General features: G+C 73.6%; 11 protein-coding genes. 5 read left to right on the forward strand and 6 right to left on the reverse strand.

Translation table 11 applies throughout. From position 1 onward, the window contains the following. Window positions 1-32: 32 nt before the first annotated feature. The gene (gene glgP / locus ACU616_RS02735) at window positions 33-2582 is read right to left on the reverse strand and encodes an alpha-glucan family phosphorylase (protein ID WP_446756957.1); all 2550 of its coding nucleotides are present in this window, start codon (window positions 2580-2582) and stop codon (window positions 33-35) included. A gap of 183 nt (window positions 2583-2765) precedes the next feature. Between glgP and ACU616_RS02740 the strand changes: the two genes are divergently transcribed. The 5 genes from ACU616_RS02740 (at window position 2766) to ACU616_RS02760 (ending at window position 12565) form a co-directional block, all read left to right on the forward strand. Then, on the forward strand, window positions 2766-4793 hold the full coding sequence (locus tag ACU616_RS02740; protein ID WP_446756958.1) for an alpha-1,4-glucan--maltose-1-phosphate maltosyltransferase: 2028 nt from the start codon (window positions 2766-2768) through the stop codon (window positions 4791-4793). A 119-nt stretch (window positions 4794-4912) separates the two neighbouring features. Further along, window positions 4913-6754: a maltose alpha-D-glucosyltransferase gene (gene treS / locus ACU616_RS02745; RefSeq protein ID WP_446756959.1), complete on the forward strand. Its 1842-nt coding sequence runs from the start codon at window positions 4913-4915 to the stop codon at window positions 6752-6754. Further along, a complete protein-coding gene (locus ACU616_RS02750; protein WP_446756960.1) occupies window positions 6751-8136 on the forward strand; it encodes a maltokinase N-terminal cap-like domain-containing protein in 1386 nt (461 codons plus the stop codon). The genes treS and ACU616_RS02750 overlap by 4 nt, the downstream gene beginning before the upstream one ends. Window positions 8137-8206: 70 nt before the next feature. Next, entirely contained in the window at window positions 8207-11056 is a 2850-nt protein-coding gene (glgB, locus tag ACU616_RS02755) for a 1,4-alpha-glucan branching protein GlgB (protein WP_446756961.1), read from the forward strand. A gap of 111 nt (window positions 11057-11167) precedes the next feature. Continuing rightward, on the forward strand, window positions 11168-12565 hold the full coding sequence (locus tag ACU616_RS02760) for a neutral zinc metallopeptidase (RefSeq protein WP_446756962.1): 1398 nt from the start codon (window positions 11168-11170) through the stop codon (window positions 12563-12565). Window positions 12566-12621: 56 nt separating this feature from the next. Here ACU616_RS02760 and ACU616_RS02765 read toward each other — a convergent pair whose 3' ends face one another. The 5 genes from ACU616_RS02765 to ACU616_RS02785 form a co-directional block, all read right to left on the reverse strand. Continuing rightward, the gene (locus tag ACU616_RS02765) at window positions 12622-13590 is read right to left on the reverse strand and encodes a tetratricopeptide repeat protein (RefSeq protein ID WP_446756963.1); all 969 of its coding nucleotides are present in this window, start codon (window positions 13588-13590) and stop codon (window positions 12622-12624) included. A gap of 44 nt (window positions 13591-13634) precedes the next feature. Next, window positions 13635-14159 (reverse strand): MarR family winged helix-turn-helix transcriptional regulator, encoded by a 525-nt coding sequence (locus ACU616_RS02770; protein ID WP_446756964.1) that lies wholly within the window; start codon window positions 14157-14159, stop codon window positions 13635-13637. Window positions 14160-14567: 408 nt separating this feature from the next. Continuing rightward, window positions 14568-16034 (reverse strand): phytoene desaturase family protein, encoded by a 1467-nt coding sequence (locus ACU616_RS02775; protein ID WP_446756965.1) that lies wholly within the window; start codon window positions 16032-16034, stop codon window positions 14568-14570. 40 nt (window positions 16035-16074) lie between these two features. Next, entirely contained in the window at window positions 16075-17094 is a 1020-nt protein-coding gene (gene meaB / locus ACU616_RS02780; RefSeq protein WP_446756966.1) for a methylmalonyl Co-A mutase-associated GTPase MeaB, read from the reverse strand. Beyond that, the gene (locus ACU616_RS02785; RefSeq protein WP_446756967.1) at window positions 17091-18281 is read right to left on the reverse strand and encodes an acetyl-CoA C-acetyltransferase; all 1191 of its coding nucleotides are present in this window, start codon (window positions 18279-18281) and stop codon (window positions 17091-17093) included. Before ACU616_RS02785 ends, meaB begins: the two co-directional genes overlap by 4 nt. Between the last annotated feature and the right edge of the window lie 47 nt (window positions 18282-18328).

Consider the following 18328-nt stretch of genomic DNA (forward strand, 5'->3'; position numbering starts at 1 on the left):
GCGTGACGGGTGTGCTGCCGTCCGGGTCCTCCTCAGGCGCTGCGGACGAGCCCCAGCTCGGCGGGGTCGGCCAGGTGCTCGGAGTGCGGCAGCACCCGCACGGTGTAGCCGAAGGCGCCGGTGCGCTCCAGCGGCACGGTGGTGGTGAACCAGTGCCGGGAGCCCTCGGTGTGCTCGTGCTCCATGGGCACCGTGGTCACCTCGTGCAGGCCGTCGGCATCGTCGACCCGCCCGTAGGCCGCCTGCACCTCGACGTCGCCCGGCGTCAGGTGCGGCAGCTCCACCTCGGCCCGCAGCGCCAGCGTGGAGCCGATCTCCGGGGTGTCGCCACCGCCGGTCGCCTCGACGTGGGCGACCCGCACGCCGGTCCAGTTCTCCTGCACCCGCGCCCGCCACTGGGCCTCGGTACGCGCCGGGCCGTAGCCGCCGTCGGCCATGGTCCGCGACGAGCCGGCCGCCGGCACGTAGAGCTGCTGGACGTAGTCGCGGACCATCCGGGTGGCCAGCACCCTCGGGCCGGTCTCGCGCAGCGTGTGCCGGACCATCTCCACCCAGCGGGTGGGCACGCCGTCGCGGTCGGTCTCGTAGAACCGCGGCACCACCTGCGTGCTCAGCAGGTCGTAGATGGCCCGCGCCTCGACGTCGTCACGGCGGTCGGGGTCGGCCACGCCGTCGGCGGTCGGGATGGACCAGCCGTTCTGGCCGTCGAACCACTCGTCCCACCACCCGTCGCGGATGGAGAGGTTGAGCCCGCCGTTGAGCGCCGCCTTCATCCCCGACGTCCCACAGGCCTCCAGCGGGCGCAGCGGGTTGTTGAGCCAGACGTCGCAGCCCCAGTACAGGTAGCGGGCCATGCCGATGTCGTAGCCGGGCAGGAACGCGATCCGGTGGCGGATCGAGGGGTCGTCGGCGAACTTCACCATCTGCTGGATGAGCTGCTTGCCGCCGTCGTCGGCCGGGTGGCTCTTGCCGGCGATCACCAGCTGCACCGGCCGGTCGGGGTCGAGCAGCAGGGCCCGCAGCCGTTCGGGGTCGCGCAGCATGAGGGTGAGCCGCTTGTAGGAGGGCACCCGGCGGGCGAAGCCGATGGTGAGGACGTCGGGGTCGAACGCGGCGTCGGTCCAGCCGACCTCGGCCTCGGCCGCGCCGCGGGACAGCGCCGTCTCCCGCAGCCGGCGGCGCACCTCGTCGACGAGCCGGCCGCGCAGCATCCGGCGGGTGCTCCACAGCTCGCCGGAGGGGATGCGGTCGACGCCGTCGAAGGACACCGGACCGCGGGCCTCGATCGGGTCGCCCTCGCTGGAGGTCTGCGTACCGAGCTCGACCAGCTCCCGGGCGGTCCAGGTCGGGGCGTGCACGCCGTTGGTGATCGAGCCGATCGGGACGTCGCCCTCGTCGAAGCCGGGCCACAGGTCGCTGAACATCGACCGGCTGACGTGCCCGTGTAGCTGGCTGACCCCGTTGGCCCGCTGCCCGAGGCGCAGGCCCATGTGCGCCATGTTGAACTTCGACGGGTCGTCCTCGGCGCCGAGCGGGATGAGGTGCTCCAGCGGGACGCCGAAGCCGGCGAAGTAGCGCTCGATCAGCGCACGCGGGAAGCGGTCGATGCCCGCGGGCACCGGCGTGTGGGTGGTGAACACCGTGCCGGCGCGGACGGCCTGCAGCGCCTCGGCGAAGGACAGCCCGTGGGACTCGGTGAGCTCGCGGATCCGCTCGACGCCCTGGAAGCCGGCGTGGCCCTCGTTGGCGTGGAAGACCTCCGGCTGCGGGGTGCCGGTGAGCTGGCAGTAGGCGCGCAGCGCGCGGACCCCGCCGATGCCCAGCAGCATCTCCTGGCGTAGCCGGTGGTCCTCGTCGCCGCCGTAGAGCCGGTCGGTGACGCCGCGCTCGGCGGGGGCGTTCTCCTCGATGTCGCTGTCGAGCAGCAGCAGCGAGACCCGGCCCACCTGGGCCCGCCAGACGTGCGCGTGCAGGGTGCGGCCCTCGGGCAGCGGCACGCTGACGACGACGGCCGAGCCGTCGGGCTGGCGCAGCAGCTTGACCGGCAGGCCGTGCGGGTCCAGCGACGGGTAGCGCTCCAGCTGCCAGCCGTCGGCCGACAGGCCCTGCTCGAAGTAGCCGGCGCGGTAGAGCAGGCCGACGCCGATCAGCGGCACGCCCAGGTCGGAGGCGGCCTTCAGGTGGTCGCCGGCGAGGATGCCCAGGCCCCCGGAGTACTGGGGCAGCACCTCGGTGATGCCGAACTCGGCGGAGAAGTAGGCGATGCTGCGCGGCGCGTCCGGACCCAGCGACTGGTACCAGTGCTCGGAGGACAGGTAGTCCTCCAGGTCGTCGACGACGTCCTGCATGTGGCGCAGGAACCGCCGGTCGCGCGAGAGGGTGGCCAGCCGCTCGGCCGACACCTCCCCGAGGACCGTGACCGGGTCGTTGCCACAGGTCTGCCACAGCTCGGGATCCAGCGCCTCGAAGAGGTCGCGGGTCTCGGCGTGCCACGACCAGCGGAGGTTCATCACCAGCTGGGAGAGGGGCGTGAGGGCCTCGGGGAGGGCCGCCCGGACGGTGAACCGACGCAGTGCTCGCACGCGGAGAGACTAGTCAGCCGCAGGAGACCGGACCGGCCGGGCGGTTCCCCGGCCGACGCGCCAGGATGAGCCATGGCGAGCAGACGTCCCGGCCACCCCTCCGTCCCGCCGGTCCGGCAGCACGAACGCCAGCCCTCGGTGGCCGATGTGCTCACCCGACGCCCCGTCGATAGCGTGGCCGGGATGACTCGCCGCACCGACCTCCGTCTCGGCATCACCGATGTCGCCCCCGTCGTGTCCTGCGGGTCCTTCTCGGCCCGCGCCGTGGTCGGCGAGCACCTGCCGGTCACCGCCACCGTGTTCCGCGAGGGCCACGACGCCGTCGCGGCCGACGTCGTCTGGACCGCCCCGGACGGGACGCGCGCCCCGCTCAACCGGATGCGGCGCTACGGCGACCAGCCCGACCGGTGGATCACCTCCGTCGTCCCCGACCGGGAGGGCCGCTGGACCTTCCGGGTCGAGGCGTGGAGCGACCCGCTGGCCACCTGGCACCACGCCGTGGAGGTGAAGATCGAGGCCGGTCAGGGGCCGGCCGAGCTGGCCAACGACCTCGAGGAGGGCGCCCGGCTGCTGGAGCGGGTGGCCGCCGACGCCGACGGCGAGTGGCGCACCCGGCTCACCGACGCCGCCGCCGCGCTGCGCGACGACGACCGCGGCCTGCACGACCGGGTCGCCCCGGCGCTGGCCGCCGGCGTGCAGCGCTACCTCGACGAGCACCCGGTCCGCGAGCTGGTCACGCCCTCGCCGGACCACGAGGTGTGGGTCGACCGCCCGCGCGCGCTCTACGGCTCCTGGTACGAGTTCTTCCCCCGCTCCGAGGGGGCGGTCGTCGGCGGCACCCCGACGCACGGGACGTTCGCGACGGCGGCCGACCGGCTGCCCGCCGTCGCCGACATGGGCTTCGACGTCGTGTACCTGCCGCCGGTCCACCCGATCGGGAAGGTCAACCGCAAGGGCCCGAACACGGCGGTCTACCCGGGCGGCAACCCCCACGAGATCGGGCCCGACGACGTCGGCTCGCCGTGGGCCATCGGCAGCGACGAGGGCGGCCACGACGCCGTCCACCCGCAGCTGGGCACCATGGAGGACTTCCGCGCCTTCGTCGCCCACACCCGCGAGCACGGCATGGAGGTGGCGCTGGACCTCGCGCTGCAGGCCGCGCCGGACCACCCGTGGGTGAAGGAACACCCGGAGTGGTTCACCACCAAGCCCGACGGGACGATCGCCTACGCGGAGAACCCGCCGAAGAAGTACCAGGACATCTACCCGATCAACTTCGACAACGACCCGGAGGGTCTCTACGCCGAGGTGCTGCGGGTGGTGCGCGTCTGGATGGACGCCGGGGTGCGGATCTTCCGCGTCGACAACCCGCACACCAAGCCGCTGGACTTCTGGCACTGGCTGATCTGGAAGGTCAAGGAAACCGACCCGGACGTGCTCTTCCTCGCCGAGGCCTTCACCCGGCCGGCGATGATGCACCAGCTCGCACGGCTGGGGTTCACGCAGTCCTACACGTACTTCACCTGGCGGACCGCGCGCGGGGAGATCGAGGACTACGGCCGCGAGCTGGCCGCCAACGCGCACTACATGCGGCCGAACTTCTTCGTGAACACCCCGGACATCCTGCACGAGAGCCTGCAGTACGGGGGCCCGCCGATGTTCAAGATCCGGGCGGTCCTCGCGTCGATGATGAGCCCCACCTGGGGCGTCTACTCCGGGTTCGAGCTCTACGAGCACGTGGCTGTGCGCCCGGGCAGCGAGGAGTACCTCGACAGCGAGAAGTACCGGCTGCGTCCGCGCGACTGGGCCGGCGCCGAGGCCTCCGGGCGGACCCTGGCGCCCTACCTGCGGCGGCTCAACGAGATCCGCCGTCAGCACCCGGCGCTGCAGCAGCTGCGGACGCTGCACTTCCACCCGGTCGACAACCCGAACCTGCTGTGCTTCTCCAAGACCGACCCGGGCTCGCAGGACGCCGTCCTCGTCGTCGTCGCGCTCGACAGCCACAACCGGCAGATCGGGACGACGGCGCTGGACCTGCCGGCGCTGGGCCTGGACTGGCACGAGCGGTTCGGCGTCACCGACGAGATCACCGGCGCCCGGTACGACTGGGGGCAGTTCAACTACGTCGAGCTCGACCCCTACCGGGAGCCGGCGCACGTGTTCTCCGTCGGGCTCCCGCGGCAGGTCACCTGGCCGCCGACGGCCCGCTGAAGAAGGACCCCCTTGCCCCCCACCACTCGCAGGCTCGCGGCGGGCCCCGGCAGGGGGCCGCGACCTCCCGTTCAGGTACCGACGACTCACAAGGGCTCCCCGCACCGATGACGCTCCCCGTGCCCGACTCCGCCGACACGGGCTCCGCGCTCCCCGCGCGGGGCACCGACCCCCTCTGGTACAAGCGCGCCGTCTTCTACGAGGTCCTCGTCCGCGGCTTCGCCGACAGCAACGCCGACGGCATCGGCGACCTCCGCGGCATGATCGACAAGCTCGACTACCTGCAGTGGCTCGGCGTGGACTGCCTCTGGCTGCCGCCCTTCTTCGCCTCGCCGCTGCGCGACGGCGGCTACGACGTCAGCGACTACACCGCCGTGCTGCCGGAGTTCGGCGACATCGAGGACTTCAAGGACCTCATCGCCGAGGCCCACAGCCGCGGCATGCGGCTGATCATCGACTTCGTCATGAACCACACCTCCGACCAGCACCCGTGGTTCCAGGCCAGCCGCAGCGACCCCGAGGGCCCCTACGGCGACTTCTACGTGTGGGCCGACGACGACACCGGCTACGCCGACGCGCGGATCATCTTCGTCGACACCGAGAGCTCGAACTGGACGTTCGACCCGGTGCGCAAGCAGTACTTCTGGCACCGGTTCTTCGCCCACCAGCCCGACCTGAACTTCGAGAACCCGGCGGTGCAGGAGGCGATCGTCGACGCCCTCCGGTTCTGGCTGGACCTGGGCATCGACGGCTTCCGCCTCGACGCGGTCCCCTACCTGTTCGAGGAGGAGGGGACCAACGGCGAGAACCTGCCCAAGACCCACGAGTTCCTCAAGCACGTCCGCAAGGTGGTCGACGCCGACTACCCCGACCGGGTGCTGCTGTGCGAGGCCAACCAGTGGCCGGGCGACGTCGTCGAGTACTTCGGCGAGGACGGCGACGAGTGCCAGATGGCCTTCCACTTCCCGGTGATGCCGCGCCTGTTCATGGCCGCCCGCCGCGAGCAGCGGTTCCCGATCTCGGAGATCATGGCGCAGACGCCGGACATCCCGGACAACTGCCAGTGGGGCATCTTCCTGCGCAACCACGACGAGCTGACCCTGGAGATGGTCACCGACGAGGAGCGCGACTACATGTGGGCGGAGTACGCCAAGGACCCCCGCATGAAGGCCAACATCGGCATCCGCCGCCGGCTGGCGCCGCTGCTGGACAACGACCTCAACACCCTCGAGCTGTTCAACGCGCTGCTGCTGAGCCTGCCCGGCTCGCCGGTCCTCTACTACGGCGACGAGATCGGCATGGGCGACAACATCTGGCTCGGTGACCGCGACGGCGTCCGCACGCCCATGCAGTGGACGCCCGACCGCAACGGCGGCTTCTCCACCGCCGACCCGCAGCGGATGTACCTGCCGCTCAACCAGGACCCGGTGTACGGCTACCAGACCACGAACGTCGAGGCACAGCTGCGCAACAGCAACTCGATGCTGCAGTGGATCCGCCGGATGATCGCCGTCCGCAAGGAGCACCCCACCTTCGGCCGCGGCACCTACGAGGAGATCGGCTCGCGCAACCCCACGGTGCTGTCGTTCGTCCGCGAGTTCGGCGACGACGTGGTGCTCTGCGTCAACAACCTCTCCCGGTTCCCGCAGCCGGTGGAGCTCGACCTGCGCCGCTTCGACGGCTACACGCCGATCGAGCTCACCGGCCGGGTGGAGTTCCCGCAGATCGGCGTCCTGCCCTACATGCTCACCCTCGCCGGCCACGGCTTCTACTGGTTCGAGCTGGCCAGGCCGCCGGAGGAGGCGGCCGAGCCGGTGGTGGAGGAGCCGGCCGAGCAGACCAGTCCCGTCGCCGACTCGCTGCTGGCCGCGGGCGTGGTCGCCGCCGCCGAGGAGATCCCCGGCGGCAGCGACACGCGCACCGGCGACGACGTCCCGCCCAGCACCGGAGGACCCCGATGAGCTCCGCCCCGCACACCGCCCTGACCGAGCTGCTGCGCGACTGGATGCCGCACCAGCGGTGGTTCGGCGGCAAGGGCCGCGAGTGGGCCGACGTCGCCGAGGAGGGCTTCCTGCTCTCCAAGACCGACCCGGTGCTCTCGGTGCACCGGGTCCGGGTCACCTACACCGACGGCGCGACCGAGACCTACCTGGTCCCGCTGTCGTGGCGGGCGCACCCGGAGGAGGAGCTGAGCTCGGCCTTCATCGGCGCCGTCCCGGGAGCCGACCGGGAGAACTACGCCTACGACGCCCTGCGCGACCGCGACGCGACGACGCCCTGGCTGACCCATCTCGTGGCCGCCTCGACGGTCGGCCCGATGCACTTCCACCCGGCCGGCGTCGAGGCCATCCCCGAGGGCGTGCCCGGCGACGTCGTGTCCACCGAGCAGAGCAACACCTCGCTGGTCTACGGCCAGGACGCGATCCTCAAGCTGTTCCGCCGGCTGGAGCCCGGGCTCAACCCCGACGTCGAGATCCACGACGCGCTGCGCCGCACGGACAACAAGTACATCGCGCCGCTGCTCGGCCACATCGAGATCGACGATCCCGACCCGGGTACGGAGCCAGCGACGGCCGCGATGCTGCAGACGTTCGTCCCCAACGCCAGCGACGGGTGGCGGCTGGCCACGGCCAGCGTCCGCGACCTCTACGCCGAGGGCGACCTGCACGCCGACGAGGTCGGCGGGGACTTCGCCGCCGACAGCGAGCGGCTCGGCGCGGCGACCGCGGCCGTGCACGCCGACCTCGCGCAGGTGCTGCCCACCGAGCCGGCCGACCGGGAGTGGTTCTCGGCCACCGGCCAGGCCATGACCGCGCGGCTGGAGCAGGCGCTGCCGGTCGTCCCCCAGCTGGAGGAGCACCTCGCCGGCCTGCGCGCGGTCTACGCCGCGGTGGCCGACAGCCCGGAGACCGTCGTGCGCCAGCGGGTGCACGGTGACCTCCACCTCGGCCAGGTGCTGCGGACGGCGACCGGCTGGGTGGTGCTCGACTTCGAGGGCGAGCCGGCGCGGCCGCTGGCCGAGCGGCGCCAGCTCGACAGCCCGATGCGCGACGTCGCGGGCATGCTGCGCAGCTTCGACTACGCCGCACGGCACATGCTCGTCGAGCAGCCCGAGGACGCCCAGCGCGCATACCGGGCGCAGGAGTGGGCAGTGCGCAACCGCGGCGCCTTCTGCACCGGCTACTCGGCGGCCAGCGGCATGGACCCGTGCGGGGGCTCCCCCCTCCTGCGGGCCTTCGAGGCGGACAAGGCCGTCTACGAGTGCGTCTACGAGGCGCGCAACCGGCCCAACTGGCTCATGATCCCGCTGCAGTCGCTGTCACGGCTCACCGCCGAGGCGTGACCGACCAGGTCGGACGGCACGGCACCGCAGCACGCACGCAGACGACGAGGCAGAGGACGGCAACGCGACGATGACGACGAGTGACTCGACACCCGGGGACGCGCCGGCGACCAAGGACGAGCTGCAGCGGGTGGTCGCGGAGCGGACGGCGCAGGCGCAGGCGGCCGAGACCGAGCCGGTCGTCAACCCCGGCCCCGCGAAGAAGCGCGCGCCGGCCAAGAAGGCCGCCGCGAAGAAGGCTCCGGCGAAGAAGGCCCCGGCGAAGGCCGTGGCCGCGGCGACCGCGGCCGACGGCGACGCGGAGCCCGCAGCCGCGAAGAAGGCCGCCAAGCGCGCGACGAAGAAGGCCGCCCCCGCCGGCGACGGCGCCCCGGCCACCCGCAAGCGCGCGCCGGCGAAGCGGACCGTCGCCGACACGATCGAGGAGCCGACCGGCGAGGTCGTCGCCGAGCAGGGCGGCAGCACCACGCCACCGGTCGTCGCCCCGGCGCCGATCGCCGAGCCGGGCTCGCCCTCCGGCGCCCCCGCGGAGCCGCCCGCGCCCCCGGCCCCGGAGTCGCCGGAGCCGGGCACCGAGACCACGCCCGCACCCGAGGCGGTCACCGGGTCCGCCGGCGAGGAGTCGGCCGGCGGCCCGGTCACCGGGCAGGCCGTGCCCGACGACGTCGGCGGGGAGGACCTGCGCGCCGTCGTCGACGGGTGGTCGCGCGACCCGCACCGCGTGCTGGGCGCGCACCCGGCCGCCGACGGCTGGGTGGTGCGCACACTGCGCCCGAACGCGGTCTCGGTCGCCGTCCTCGACCATGACGACACCCGCTACGACGCCCGGCGGATCCACGACGGCGGCGTCTTCGAGGCCACCCTCCCGCACCCGCCCGGCGACTACCGGGTCGAGGTGACCTACCCCGGGGCCGACGGCGGGCAGGACACCTTCGTCGTCGACGACCCCTACCGGTGGATGCCGACGCTGGGCGAGCTCGACCAGTACCTGATCGGCGAGGGCCGGCACGAGCAGCTCTGGCAGGTGCTCGGCGCCCACGTGCGGCGCTACGACACCCCGCGCGGCACCGTCGAGGGCGTCTCCTTCGCCGTCTGGGCGCCCAACGCCCAGGGCGTCAAGGTCACCGGCGACTTCGACTACTGGGAGGCCCGCGCCCACCCGATGCGCCAGCTGGGCGCCACCGGGGTGTGGGAGGTCTTCCTCCCCGGCGTCCCCGTGGGCACCCGGTACCGCTACCACGTGCTCGGCGCCGACGGCGTCTGGCGGGAGAAGGCCGACCCGATGGCCTTCGCCACCGAGGTCCCCCCGGCCAACGCCTCCGTCGTCGTCGAGTCCACCCACCAGTGGGGCGACGACGCGTGGCTGGCCGACCGTGCGGCCGGCAACTGGCACGAGCGGCCGATGAGCGTCTACGAGGTCCACCTCGGCTCGTGGCGGCAGGGCCTGTCCTACCGGCAGCTCTCCGAGGAGCTCGTCGACTACGCCGTCTCCGCCGGGTTCACCCACCTGGAGTTCCTGCCCGTCGCCGAGCACCCCTTCGGCGGCTCGTGGGGCTACCAGGTCACCAGCTACTACGCGCCGACGTCGCGCTTCGGCAGCCCCGACGACTTCCGGTACCTCGTCGACCGGGCCCACCAGGCCGGCCTCGGCGTCATCGTCGACTGGGTGCCGGCGCACTTCCCGAAGGACGAGTGGGCGCTGGGCCGCTTCGACGGCACCGCGCTCTACGAGCACGCCGACCCCCGCCGCGGCGAGCAGCCGGACTGGGGCACCTTCGTGTTCAACTTCGGCCGCACCGAGGTGCGCAACTTCCTCGTCGCGAACGCGCTGTTCTGGTGCCAGGAGTTCCACGTCGACGGGCTGCGGGTCGACGCCGTCGCCTCGATGCTCTACCTCGACTACTCGCGCGAGGACGGCGAGTGGGTGCCCAACGAGTACGGCGGCCGGGAGAACCTCGAGGCGGTGTCGTTCCTGCAGGAGGTCAACGCGACGGTCTACCGCGAGGTGCCGGGCGTGGTGACCATCGCCGAGGAGTCGACCGCCTGGCCCGGCGTCACCCGGCCCACCCACCTCGGCGGCCTGGGCTTCGGCTTCAAGTGGAACATGGGCTGGATGCACGACTCGCTGTCCTACGTGCAGCGCCAGCCGGTCCACCGCAGCTACCACCACAACCAGCTGACGTTCTCGATGATGTACGCCTACTCCGAGAACTACGTGCTGCCGATCAGCCACGACGAGGTCGTCTACGGCAAGGGCTCGCTGCTGCGGAAGATGCCCGGCGACCGGTGGCAGCAGCTGGCCAACGTGCGCGGCTACCTCGCCTACATGTGGGCCCACCCCGGCAAGCAGCTGCTGTTCATGGGCTCGGAGTTCGCGCAGGACTCCGAGTGGGCCGAGAGCCGCTCGCTGGACTGGTGGCACCTCGACGACCCGGCCCACCGCGGCGTGCTGCAGCTGGTCACCGACCTCAACGCCCGCTACCGGGAGACCGAGGCGCTGTGGTCACTCGACGTCGACCCGGCCGGCTTCCAGTGGATTGACGCCAACGACGCCTCGGGCAACGTCATCACCTTCCTGCGCTTCGGGCGCCCGAAGGTCGTCGACGTGCCCACCCCGACCCAGTCGGCCGAGTCCGGCGCCGGGGACGCCCCGGCCACCGACGGCGGGCAGACGCCGGGCCAGGCGCTGGCCGTCGTCTGCAACTTCTCGGGCTCCCCGCACCACGGCTACCGGATCGGCCTGCCCCGCGGCGGACGGTGGCGCGAGGTGCTCAACACCGACGCGGAGGGCTACGGCGGGTCCGGCGTCGGCAACTACGGCGGTGTCGACGCCGTCGAGGAGCCGTGGCACGGCCAGCCGTACTCGGCCACCCTCTCGGCTCCTCCCCTGGGCACCGTCTGGCTGCTGCACGAGGGCTGACCTCCCGGGCCGGGGCACGAGGCGGCCGGCGTCCCGACCAGGACGGACGCCGGCCGCACGCCGCCGCACGCTGGGCGTTCGCCGGCGCCGTCCCCGGGTAGGAGGCCCCCGATGGACCTGACCGCGCGCTCCCGGAGCCTGCTCCTCCTGCTCACGTTGGGCGTCCTGCTGACGTCGGCGTGCTCGTACGTCGTCGTCGGCCGGCCGAGCTCGCAGATGGCGCCGCAGGAGTCCGTCGGCGACGGCACGGTGCCGGTCGAGGGCGCGACCGACGGCCCGATCGACGATCTCGCCCGCAACGCCCTCGCCGACCTGCAGACCTTCTGGTCCCAGCGGTTCCCCGACGTCTACGGGCAGCCCTTCCAGCCGCTGACCGGCGGGTACTACAGCGTCGACCCGAACGACGTCGACCCGTCGACCTACCCCGACGGCATCGGCTGCGGCACCAACCCGCTCGACCTGGAGAACAACGCCTTCTACTGCTCGGCGCAGGGCGCGCCCAACTCCGACTCGATCAGCTACGACCGCGCCTTCCTCGCCGAGCTGGCCTCCCGCTACGGCGAGGTGCTGCCCCAGCTGGTGATGGCCCACGAGTTCGGCCACGCGGTGCAGGCCCGGGTCGGGTACCCGCAGACCTCGATCGCCACCGAGACGCAGGCCGACTGCATGGCCGGCGCCTGGACGGCGTGGGTCGCCGACGGCAACGGCGAGTACGCCCGGATCGACACCGACGACCTCGACCAGCTGCTGCGCGGCTACTTCCTGCTGCGCGACCCGGTGGGCACCGGCAGCGGCGAACAGCAGGCGCACGGCTCCTACTTCGACCGCGTCTCGGCCTTCCAGGAGGGCTTCGACGACGGCGCCGAGGCCTGCCGCGACCGGTTCGGACCCGAACGGATCTTCACGCAGGGCGAGTTCACCCGCGACGACGACCTCGCCTCCGGCGGCAACGCACCCCTCGACGAGACGCAGGGCCTCATCGAGGACTCGCTGCCGGAGTTCTGGACCCGCGCCTTCATCGAGGTCCTGGACGGGACCTTCCAGCCCCCGTCGCTGGAGACGTTCTCGGGGAACCCGCCGGGCTGCGCCACGGAGGACGTCGCGCTGGTCTACTGCGCGGACGGCGGCGACGGGGACACCGGGCTGGTCGCCTACGACACCGGCTTCGCCCAGGACGCCTACAAGCTCGGCGACTTCGCGGTGGTGACCGGCGTCGCCCTGCCCTACGCGCTGTCGGCCCGCGACCAGCTGGGCCTGTCCACCGACGACACCGCCGCCCTGCAGTCGGCGGTCTGCCTCACCGGCTGGTACTCCGCGCAGGTCTTCAACCGGACGCTGACCAGCGTGCAGATCTCACCCGGCGACCTCGACGAGAGCGTGCAGTTCCTGCTCGAGTACGGCAACGACCCCGACGTGCTGGCCGACACCGAGCTGACCGGGTTCCAGCTCGTCGACGTCTTCCGCGCCGGCTTCCTGCAGGGCGCGGGCCCCTGCGACGTGGGGGTGTAGGCCTCCCTGCAGGGGCCCGCCACGAGCCTGCGAGTGGTGGGGGCCGGGAGGTCCTTCTAGTAGAGGGCGGCCATGAGCTGGCGGCGGGCGGCGGCGACGCGCGGGTCGGCGTCGCCGACCACCCCGAACAGCTCGACCAGGTGCTGGCGGGCCCGGTCGCGGTCCTCGCCCGCGGTGCGCCGGACGAGGTCGACCAGGCGGGTGAAGGCGCCCTCGACGTCGCCGGTGCCGAGCAGGAAGTCCGCGGCCCGGGTCTGCGCCTCGACGTCGTCGGGGGCGGCGTCGGCGCGGGCCAGCGCGTCGGGGCCGGCGGCGTCGGCGCGGCGGAAGAGCTGCACCTGGCGCAGCGCGAGGCCGGCGACGGGGTGGTCGGGTTCGGTCTCGAGGATCGAGGCGTAGGCGGCCTCGGCGGCCTCGAGGTCACCGTTCTCCAGAGCGGCCTCGGCGGCGTCCAGGCGGGGGTCGTCGAGGCCGTCGTCCTCGCCCTCGGCGGCACCGGGCACCGCGCCGCCGGTGGTGGCGCGCACCAGCTCGGTGACGAACTGGCGGGCCTGGTCCTCGGGGATGGCGCCGGTGAACTCGGCGACCAGCTGGCCCTGCCAGACGGCCTTGACCGCCGGGATGCCCTGGACGCGCAGGCCCTGGGCGAGGGCCGGGTTGGCGTCGACGTCGACCTTGGCGAGCACCCAGGAGCCGTCGCCCTCGGCGGCGAGGCGCTCGAGCACCGGGGACAGCTGCTTGCACGGCCCGCACCACTCCGCCCACAGGTCGAGGACCACGGGCACCTGGAAGGAGCGGTCGAGGACCTCGGTCTGGAAGGTGGCCTCGGTGACGTCCACGACCGCCGAGCCGGGGGCGCCCGCGGGGGCCGCGGCGCTCGGCGGCGGCGCGGACTGGGCCCGCGCGGCGGCCTCGGAGCGCGCCTTGACGGCGGCGAGGTCGACCGCACCGGCCAGGGAGGCGGCCAGCTGTGCCTGCTGGGCCTGCGCGCGCGGGTCGGGGCGTCCGGGACGGGTGGGCTGCATGCCCCCATGATCCCACCGGCGGACAGCGCGGCGCCGCCGGCCGCTCAGCCTCCCTCGACGGCGCCCTCCGCGACGTCCCCGGCCCCCAGCCGGACCCGCCGCAGCACCCGGAACAGCGTGTCGAGCTCGGCCTCGGGCAGGTCGCCGAGGCCGAAGTCGAGCGCGGTGAGCTCGCCGGTGGCCACCTCGACCACCGCGCGGCCGCGCTCGGTGATGCCGGCCAGCACACCGCGGCCGTCGGCGGGGTTGGGCCGGCGGTCGACGAAGCCGGCCGCGACCAGCCGGTCGATGGCGTTGGTGACGCTGGTCGGGTGCACCATCAACCGGCTGCCGATGACCTTGAGCGGCAGCTGCCCGGTGCGGCTGAAGGTGAGCAGCACCAGGACCTCGTACCGGGCGAAGGTCAGCCCGTGCGGCCGCAGCACCTCGTCGAAGCGGGCGAGCAGGATCTGCTGGACCCGGAAGACCGACGTCGCCGCGCGCATCGCCGCGGCCGGCCCGAAGCGCTGCTCCCAAGTCTCCCCCGCGCGCTCGATCGGGTCGAACGGCAGCCCCAGCGCCCGGACCATGCCGCCGACGCTACCTGCCACGTGTCGCGCGCCCGTTCCCCGCACCGAGACGCGGATCGCCGTCGCCTCCCGGTGTCGATGACCGCGCCGTGCCGGATCTCGCGCACGCCTGTGGACGGCGGGAGCAGGACCGGCGTCGGCCGCGGCAGCACCCGGCCCGTGCCTCGACCGCCGCTGTCCACCCGAGCTGGCGGGCAGGGTGTTCCGTGGGTCGGTCGTGGTGCGAGCGGGGCTCCGCACACCGGCCCGGCTGCGGACCTCCGCTCGACGTGCCGCTCCGGTGACGTCGGGAGGATCGTCCTCGGTCGCCGGGCCCTGTCCCCCGGCGACGTGACGACGCGGAGGTCGGCCCGCGTCACCGTGCCCCCGCGCACCGCTCTCGGCATCCCAGCGGGACGGGCAGGGCGCTCAGGCGGCCGGGCGCAGGGGCGGGACGTCGCGGACGCCGAACACCTCGCGCAGCGCCACCTGCGCGGCGTTGTCGCCGCAGGCGCCGTGCACGGCCGGCCCGGGCGGCGTCGCCGACGAGGCCAGGTAGACGCCCGGCACGGGGGTCTTGTAGGTGTTCCACCGCGGGACCGGCCGGGCCAGCATCTGCCGCAGCGTCGCCTGACCGTTGGAGATGTCCCCGCCCAGGTACATCGGGTTCCAGGCCTCCATCTGGACGGCGTTCTTCGTGGCCCGCTCGACGACCGTGTCCCTGAACCCGGGGGCGAAGCGCTCGATCTGGTCCTCGATCGCCGCGGTCATGTCGACGTCGGAGCCGTTGGGCACGTGCACGTAGGCCCAGAAGACGTGGCCGCCCTCGGGGGCGCGCGTCGGGTCCGGCACGGTCGGCTGGACGGCGAGCACGTAGGGGCGGTCGGTGATCCGCCGGTGGTTGGGGGCCCGCTCGCCGTCGATCGTCTCCTCCAGGGTGCCGGCGACGTGGATGGTCCCGGCCCGCCGCACCTCGGGGTTGGTCCAGGGCACCGGCTCCGACAGGATCCAGTCGATCTTGAAGACGCCGGCGCCGTGGTCGTAGCGGTCCACCCAGCGGCGGTAGCCCTCGTGCACCCGGTCACCGGCCATCGACACGAAGGCCTCGGGCGTGGTGTCGAGCAGCACGGCCGGCACGCCGTCGAACTCGCGCAGGTCGGTGACCAGGTGGCCGGTCTCCACCTCACCGCCCTGCTCCTCCAGGGCGGTGACCATCGCGTCGGCGAGGTTCTGCGAGCCGCCCTCGACCAGCGGCCAGCCGGCGTGGTGCCCGAGCATCGTGAGCAGCATCCCGAGCGCGGAGGTGAGCGGCCGGGTCAGGTCGAGCATCCCGTGCGCGGCCGCTCCCCCGAGCAGCGCGCGGGCCCCCTCGGTCTCGAAGTACCGGTGCGCCAGCCAGCGCACGTTGGGCAGCCCGTTGAGCCCGAAGTGCGCGATCTGCGGCACGCTGTGGGTGGGCAGCCGCCGCAGCCGGCTGGTCAGGAAGAAGTCGACGACGTCCTGGCCGTGCTCGACGAGCGGCTCGAACAGCCGCCGGTAGGCCGGCCCGTCCGGCCCGAGGCCGGCCGCGGTCTCCTCCAGCGAGTGATAGGCGACCGAGGCGCCGCCGCCGTCGAGGGGGTGCGCGAAGTTGACCTCCGGCTGCACGAGGCGGACCCCCCGGCTGGGCAGGTCGAACTCACGGAAGAACGGCGCCGCGGCGGCCATCGGCTGCACGATCGAGCAGACGTCGTGCCGGTACCCCGGCCGCATCAGCTCCTCGGTGCGCATCCCCCCGCCGGGCTTGGCGGCCGCCTCGACCACCTGCACGCGCAGGCCGGCGGCGGCCAGTCGCAGGGCGGCGGCCAGGCCGTTCGGCCCGGATCCGACGACGACGGCGTCCGGCTCGCCGTTCATGGACACAGTCCGTTCATCGGGCCAGTCTCCCCGGGACGGGTCAGAGCTGCCCGAGGAGCCGGTCGGCCGCGCGGTAGGGGTCGGTCTCCCCCGCCACCACCGCGTCGGCCAGCGCGGCCAGCGCCGCCGATCCGCGGACCTCGCCCATCCGCTCGCGCAGCCCGGCCAGCGCGATGGCCTCGATCTCCCGGGCGGCCCGCTCGGCACGGCGGCGCGCCTCCTCGCCGGACGCCTCCAGCCAGCGCCGGTGCGCCTCGACCTGCTCGAGCACCCGGTCCACGCCCTCCTCCCGGGCGGCCACGGTCCGGCAGATCGGGGGCCGCCACGCACCCGGCCCGGTGTGCCGGCCGCCGAGTGACTGCGCGTACCGCAGGTCGCGCACCGTCTGGTCCGCGCCGTCGCGGTCGGCCTTGTTGACGACGAGGACGTCGGCCACCTCGAGGATCCCGGCCTTGGCCGCCTGGATGCCGTCGCCCATCCCGGGGGCCACGAGCACCAGCGTGGTGTCGGCCAGCGAGGCGATCTCCAGCTCCGACTGGCCGACACCGACCGTCTCGACCAGCACGACGTCGCAGCCGGCGGCGTCGAGCACCCGCACCGCCTGCGGCGTGGCCCAGGCCAGCCCGCCGAGGTGGCCGCGGGAGGCCATGGAGCGGATGTAGACGCCGCGGTCGCCGGCGTGCTCCTGCATCCGGACGCGGTCGCCGAGCAGCGCTCCGCCGGAGAAGGGCGAGGACGGGTCGACGGCGAGCACCCCGACCCGCCGGCCCCCGCGCCGCAGCGCCCGGACCAGTGCGGTCGTCGTCGTCGACTTGCCCACCCCGGGCGAGCCGGTGAGACCGAGCACCTGCGCGTGCCCGGTGTGCGGGGCCAGCGCCGCGGCGACCTCGCGCAGCACCGGGCTGGCGTCCTCGACCAGCGAGATCAGCCGGGCCACCGCGCGGGGCTCGCCGTCGCGGGCCCGGGTGACGAGGTCGGGGACGTCGACGTGCCGGCGCCCCCGGCGCCCGGGCGGGGTGGCGGGGGCGCCGGTGCGGACGGCGAGGCCGTCGGAGGTCACGCCTTCGCGGGCACGTGCAGGATCAGCGCGTCACCCTGGCCGCCGCCGCCGCACAGCGCGGCGGCACCGACGCCGCCGCCGCGACGGCGTAGCTCCAGCACCAGGTCGAGCACGATGCGCGCCCCGCTCATGCCGATCGGGTGGCCGAGGGCGATGGCGCCGCCGTTGGGGTTGACCTTCTCCGGGTCGATGCCGAGCTCGCGGGTGGAGACGATCGCGACGGCGGCGAAGGCCTCGTTGAACTCGACGAGGTCGAGGTCGGCCGGGTCGATGCCCTCCCGCGCGCAGGCCTTGGCGACCGCCCGCGACGGCTGGCTCTGCAGGGTGGCGTCCGGCCCGGCGACGACGCCGTGGGCGCCGATCTCGGCGATCGGGGTCAGGCCCAGCTCGGCGGCCTTCTCGGCCGACATGACCACGACCGCGCACGCGCCGTCGGAGATCTGCGAGGCGGTGCCGGCGGTGATCGTCCCGTCCTTCGCGAAGGCGGGCTTGAGCCGGGCCAGGGTCTCGACGGTGGTGTCGGGGCGGACGCCCTCGTCCTCGCGGAACTCGATGGGGTCGCCCTTGCGCTGCGGGATGAGGACGGGGGTGACCTCCTCGTCGAAGACCCCGTTCTTGGCCGCGCGGGCGGCCCTCTGGTGGCTCTCCGCGGCGAACGCGTCCTGCTCCTCGCGGGTCAGCTGGTACTTCGCGTTGGCCTGCTCGGTGAGTGCGCCCATGGCGACCTGGTCGAAGGTGTCCGACAGCCCGTCGTGGGCCATGGAGTCGACCAGCCTGGCGTCGCCGTACTTGGTGCCGGTCCGGGAGCTGGGCAGCAGGTGCGGGGCCTGGCTCATCGACTCCATGCCGCCGGCGACCACGACGTCGAACTCGCCGGCGCGGATGAGCTGGTCGGCCAGAGCGATCGCGTCGATGCCCGACAGGCAGACCTTGTTGAGGGTGAAGGAGGGCACCGACATCGGGATCCCACCGGCCACGGCCGCGGGCCGGGCGGGGTTCTGCCCGGCGCCGGCCTGCAGCACCTGACCCATGATCACGTAGTCGACCTGGTCTCCGGAGATGCCGGCGCGCTCGAGCGCGGCCTTGATGGCGATGCCACCGAGGTCGACCGCGGAGAAGTCCTTGAGGGAGCCGAGGAGCCGGCCCATGGGGGTCCGGGCGCCGCCGACGATGACCGAGCGGGACATGCTGCCTCCAGTGCCGGCCGCCGCCACTGGCGACCGCGGGATCGGTA

The organism is Geodermatophilus sp. URMC 62 (assembly GCF_052931475.1).

What these genes read in the sequence shown, in the direction of transcription:
- glgB (WP_446756961.1), top strand. Translation starts at nt 8,207, where the DNA reads ATGACGACGAGTGACTCGACACCCGGGGACGCGCCGGCGACCAAGGAC.
- ACU616_RS02785 (WP_446756967.1), bottom strand. Translation starts at nt 18,281, where the DNA reads ATGTCCCGCTCGGTCATCGTCGGCGGCGCCCGGACCCCCATGGGCCGG.
- ACU616_RS02765 (WP_446756963.1), bottom strand. Translation starts at nt 13,590, where the DNA reads ATGCAGCCCACCCGTCCCGGACGCCCCGACCCGCGCGCGCAGGCCCAG.
- ACU616_RS02775 (WP_446756965.1), bottom strand. Translation starts at nt 16,034, where the DNA reads ATGAACGGCGAGCCGGACGCCGTCGTCGTCGGATCCGGGCCGAACGGC.
- ACU616_RS02750 (WP_446756960.1), top strand. Translation starts at nt 6,751, where the DNA reads ATGAGCTCCGCCCCGCACACCGCCCTGACCGAGCTGCTGCGCGACTGG.
- ACU616_RS02740 (WP_446756958.1), top strand. Translation starts at nt 2,766, where the DNA reads ATGACTCGCCGCACCGACCTCCGTCTCGGCATCACCGATGTCGCCCCC.
- ACU616_RS02770 (WP_446756964.1), bottom strand. Translation starts at nt 14,159, where the DNA reads ATGGTCCGGGCGCTGGGGCTGCCGTTCGACCCGATCGAGCGCGCGGGG.
- ACU616_RS02760 (WP_446756962.1), top strand. Translation starts at nt 11,168, where the DNA reads ATGGACCTGACCGCGCGCTCCCGGAGCCTGCTCCTCCTGCTCACGTTG.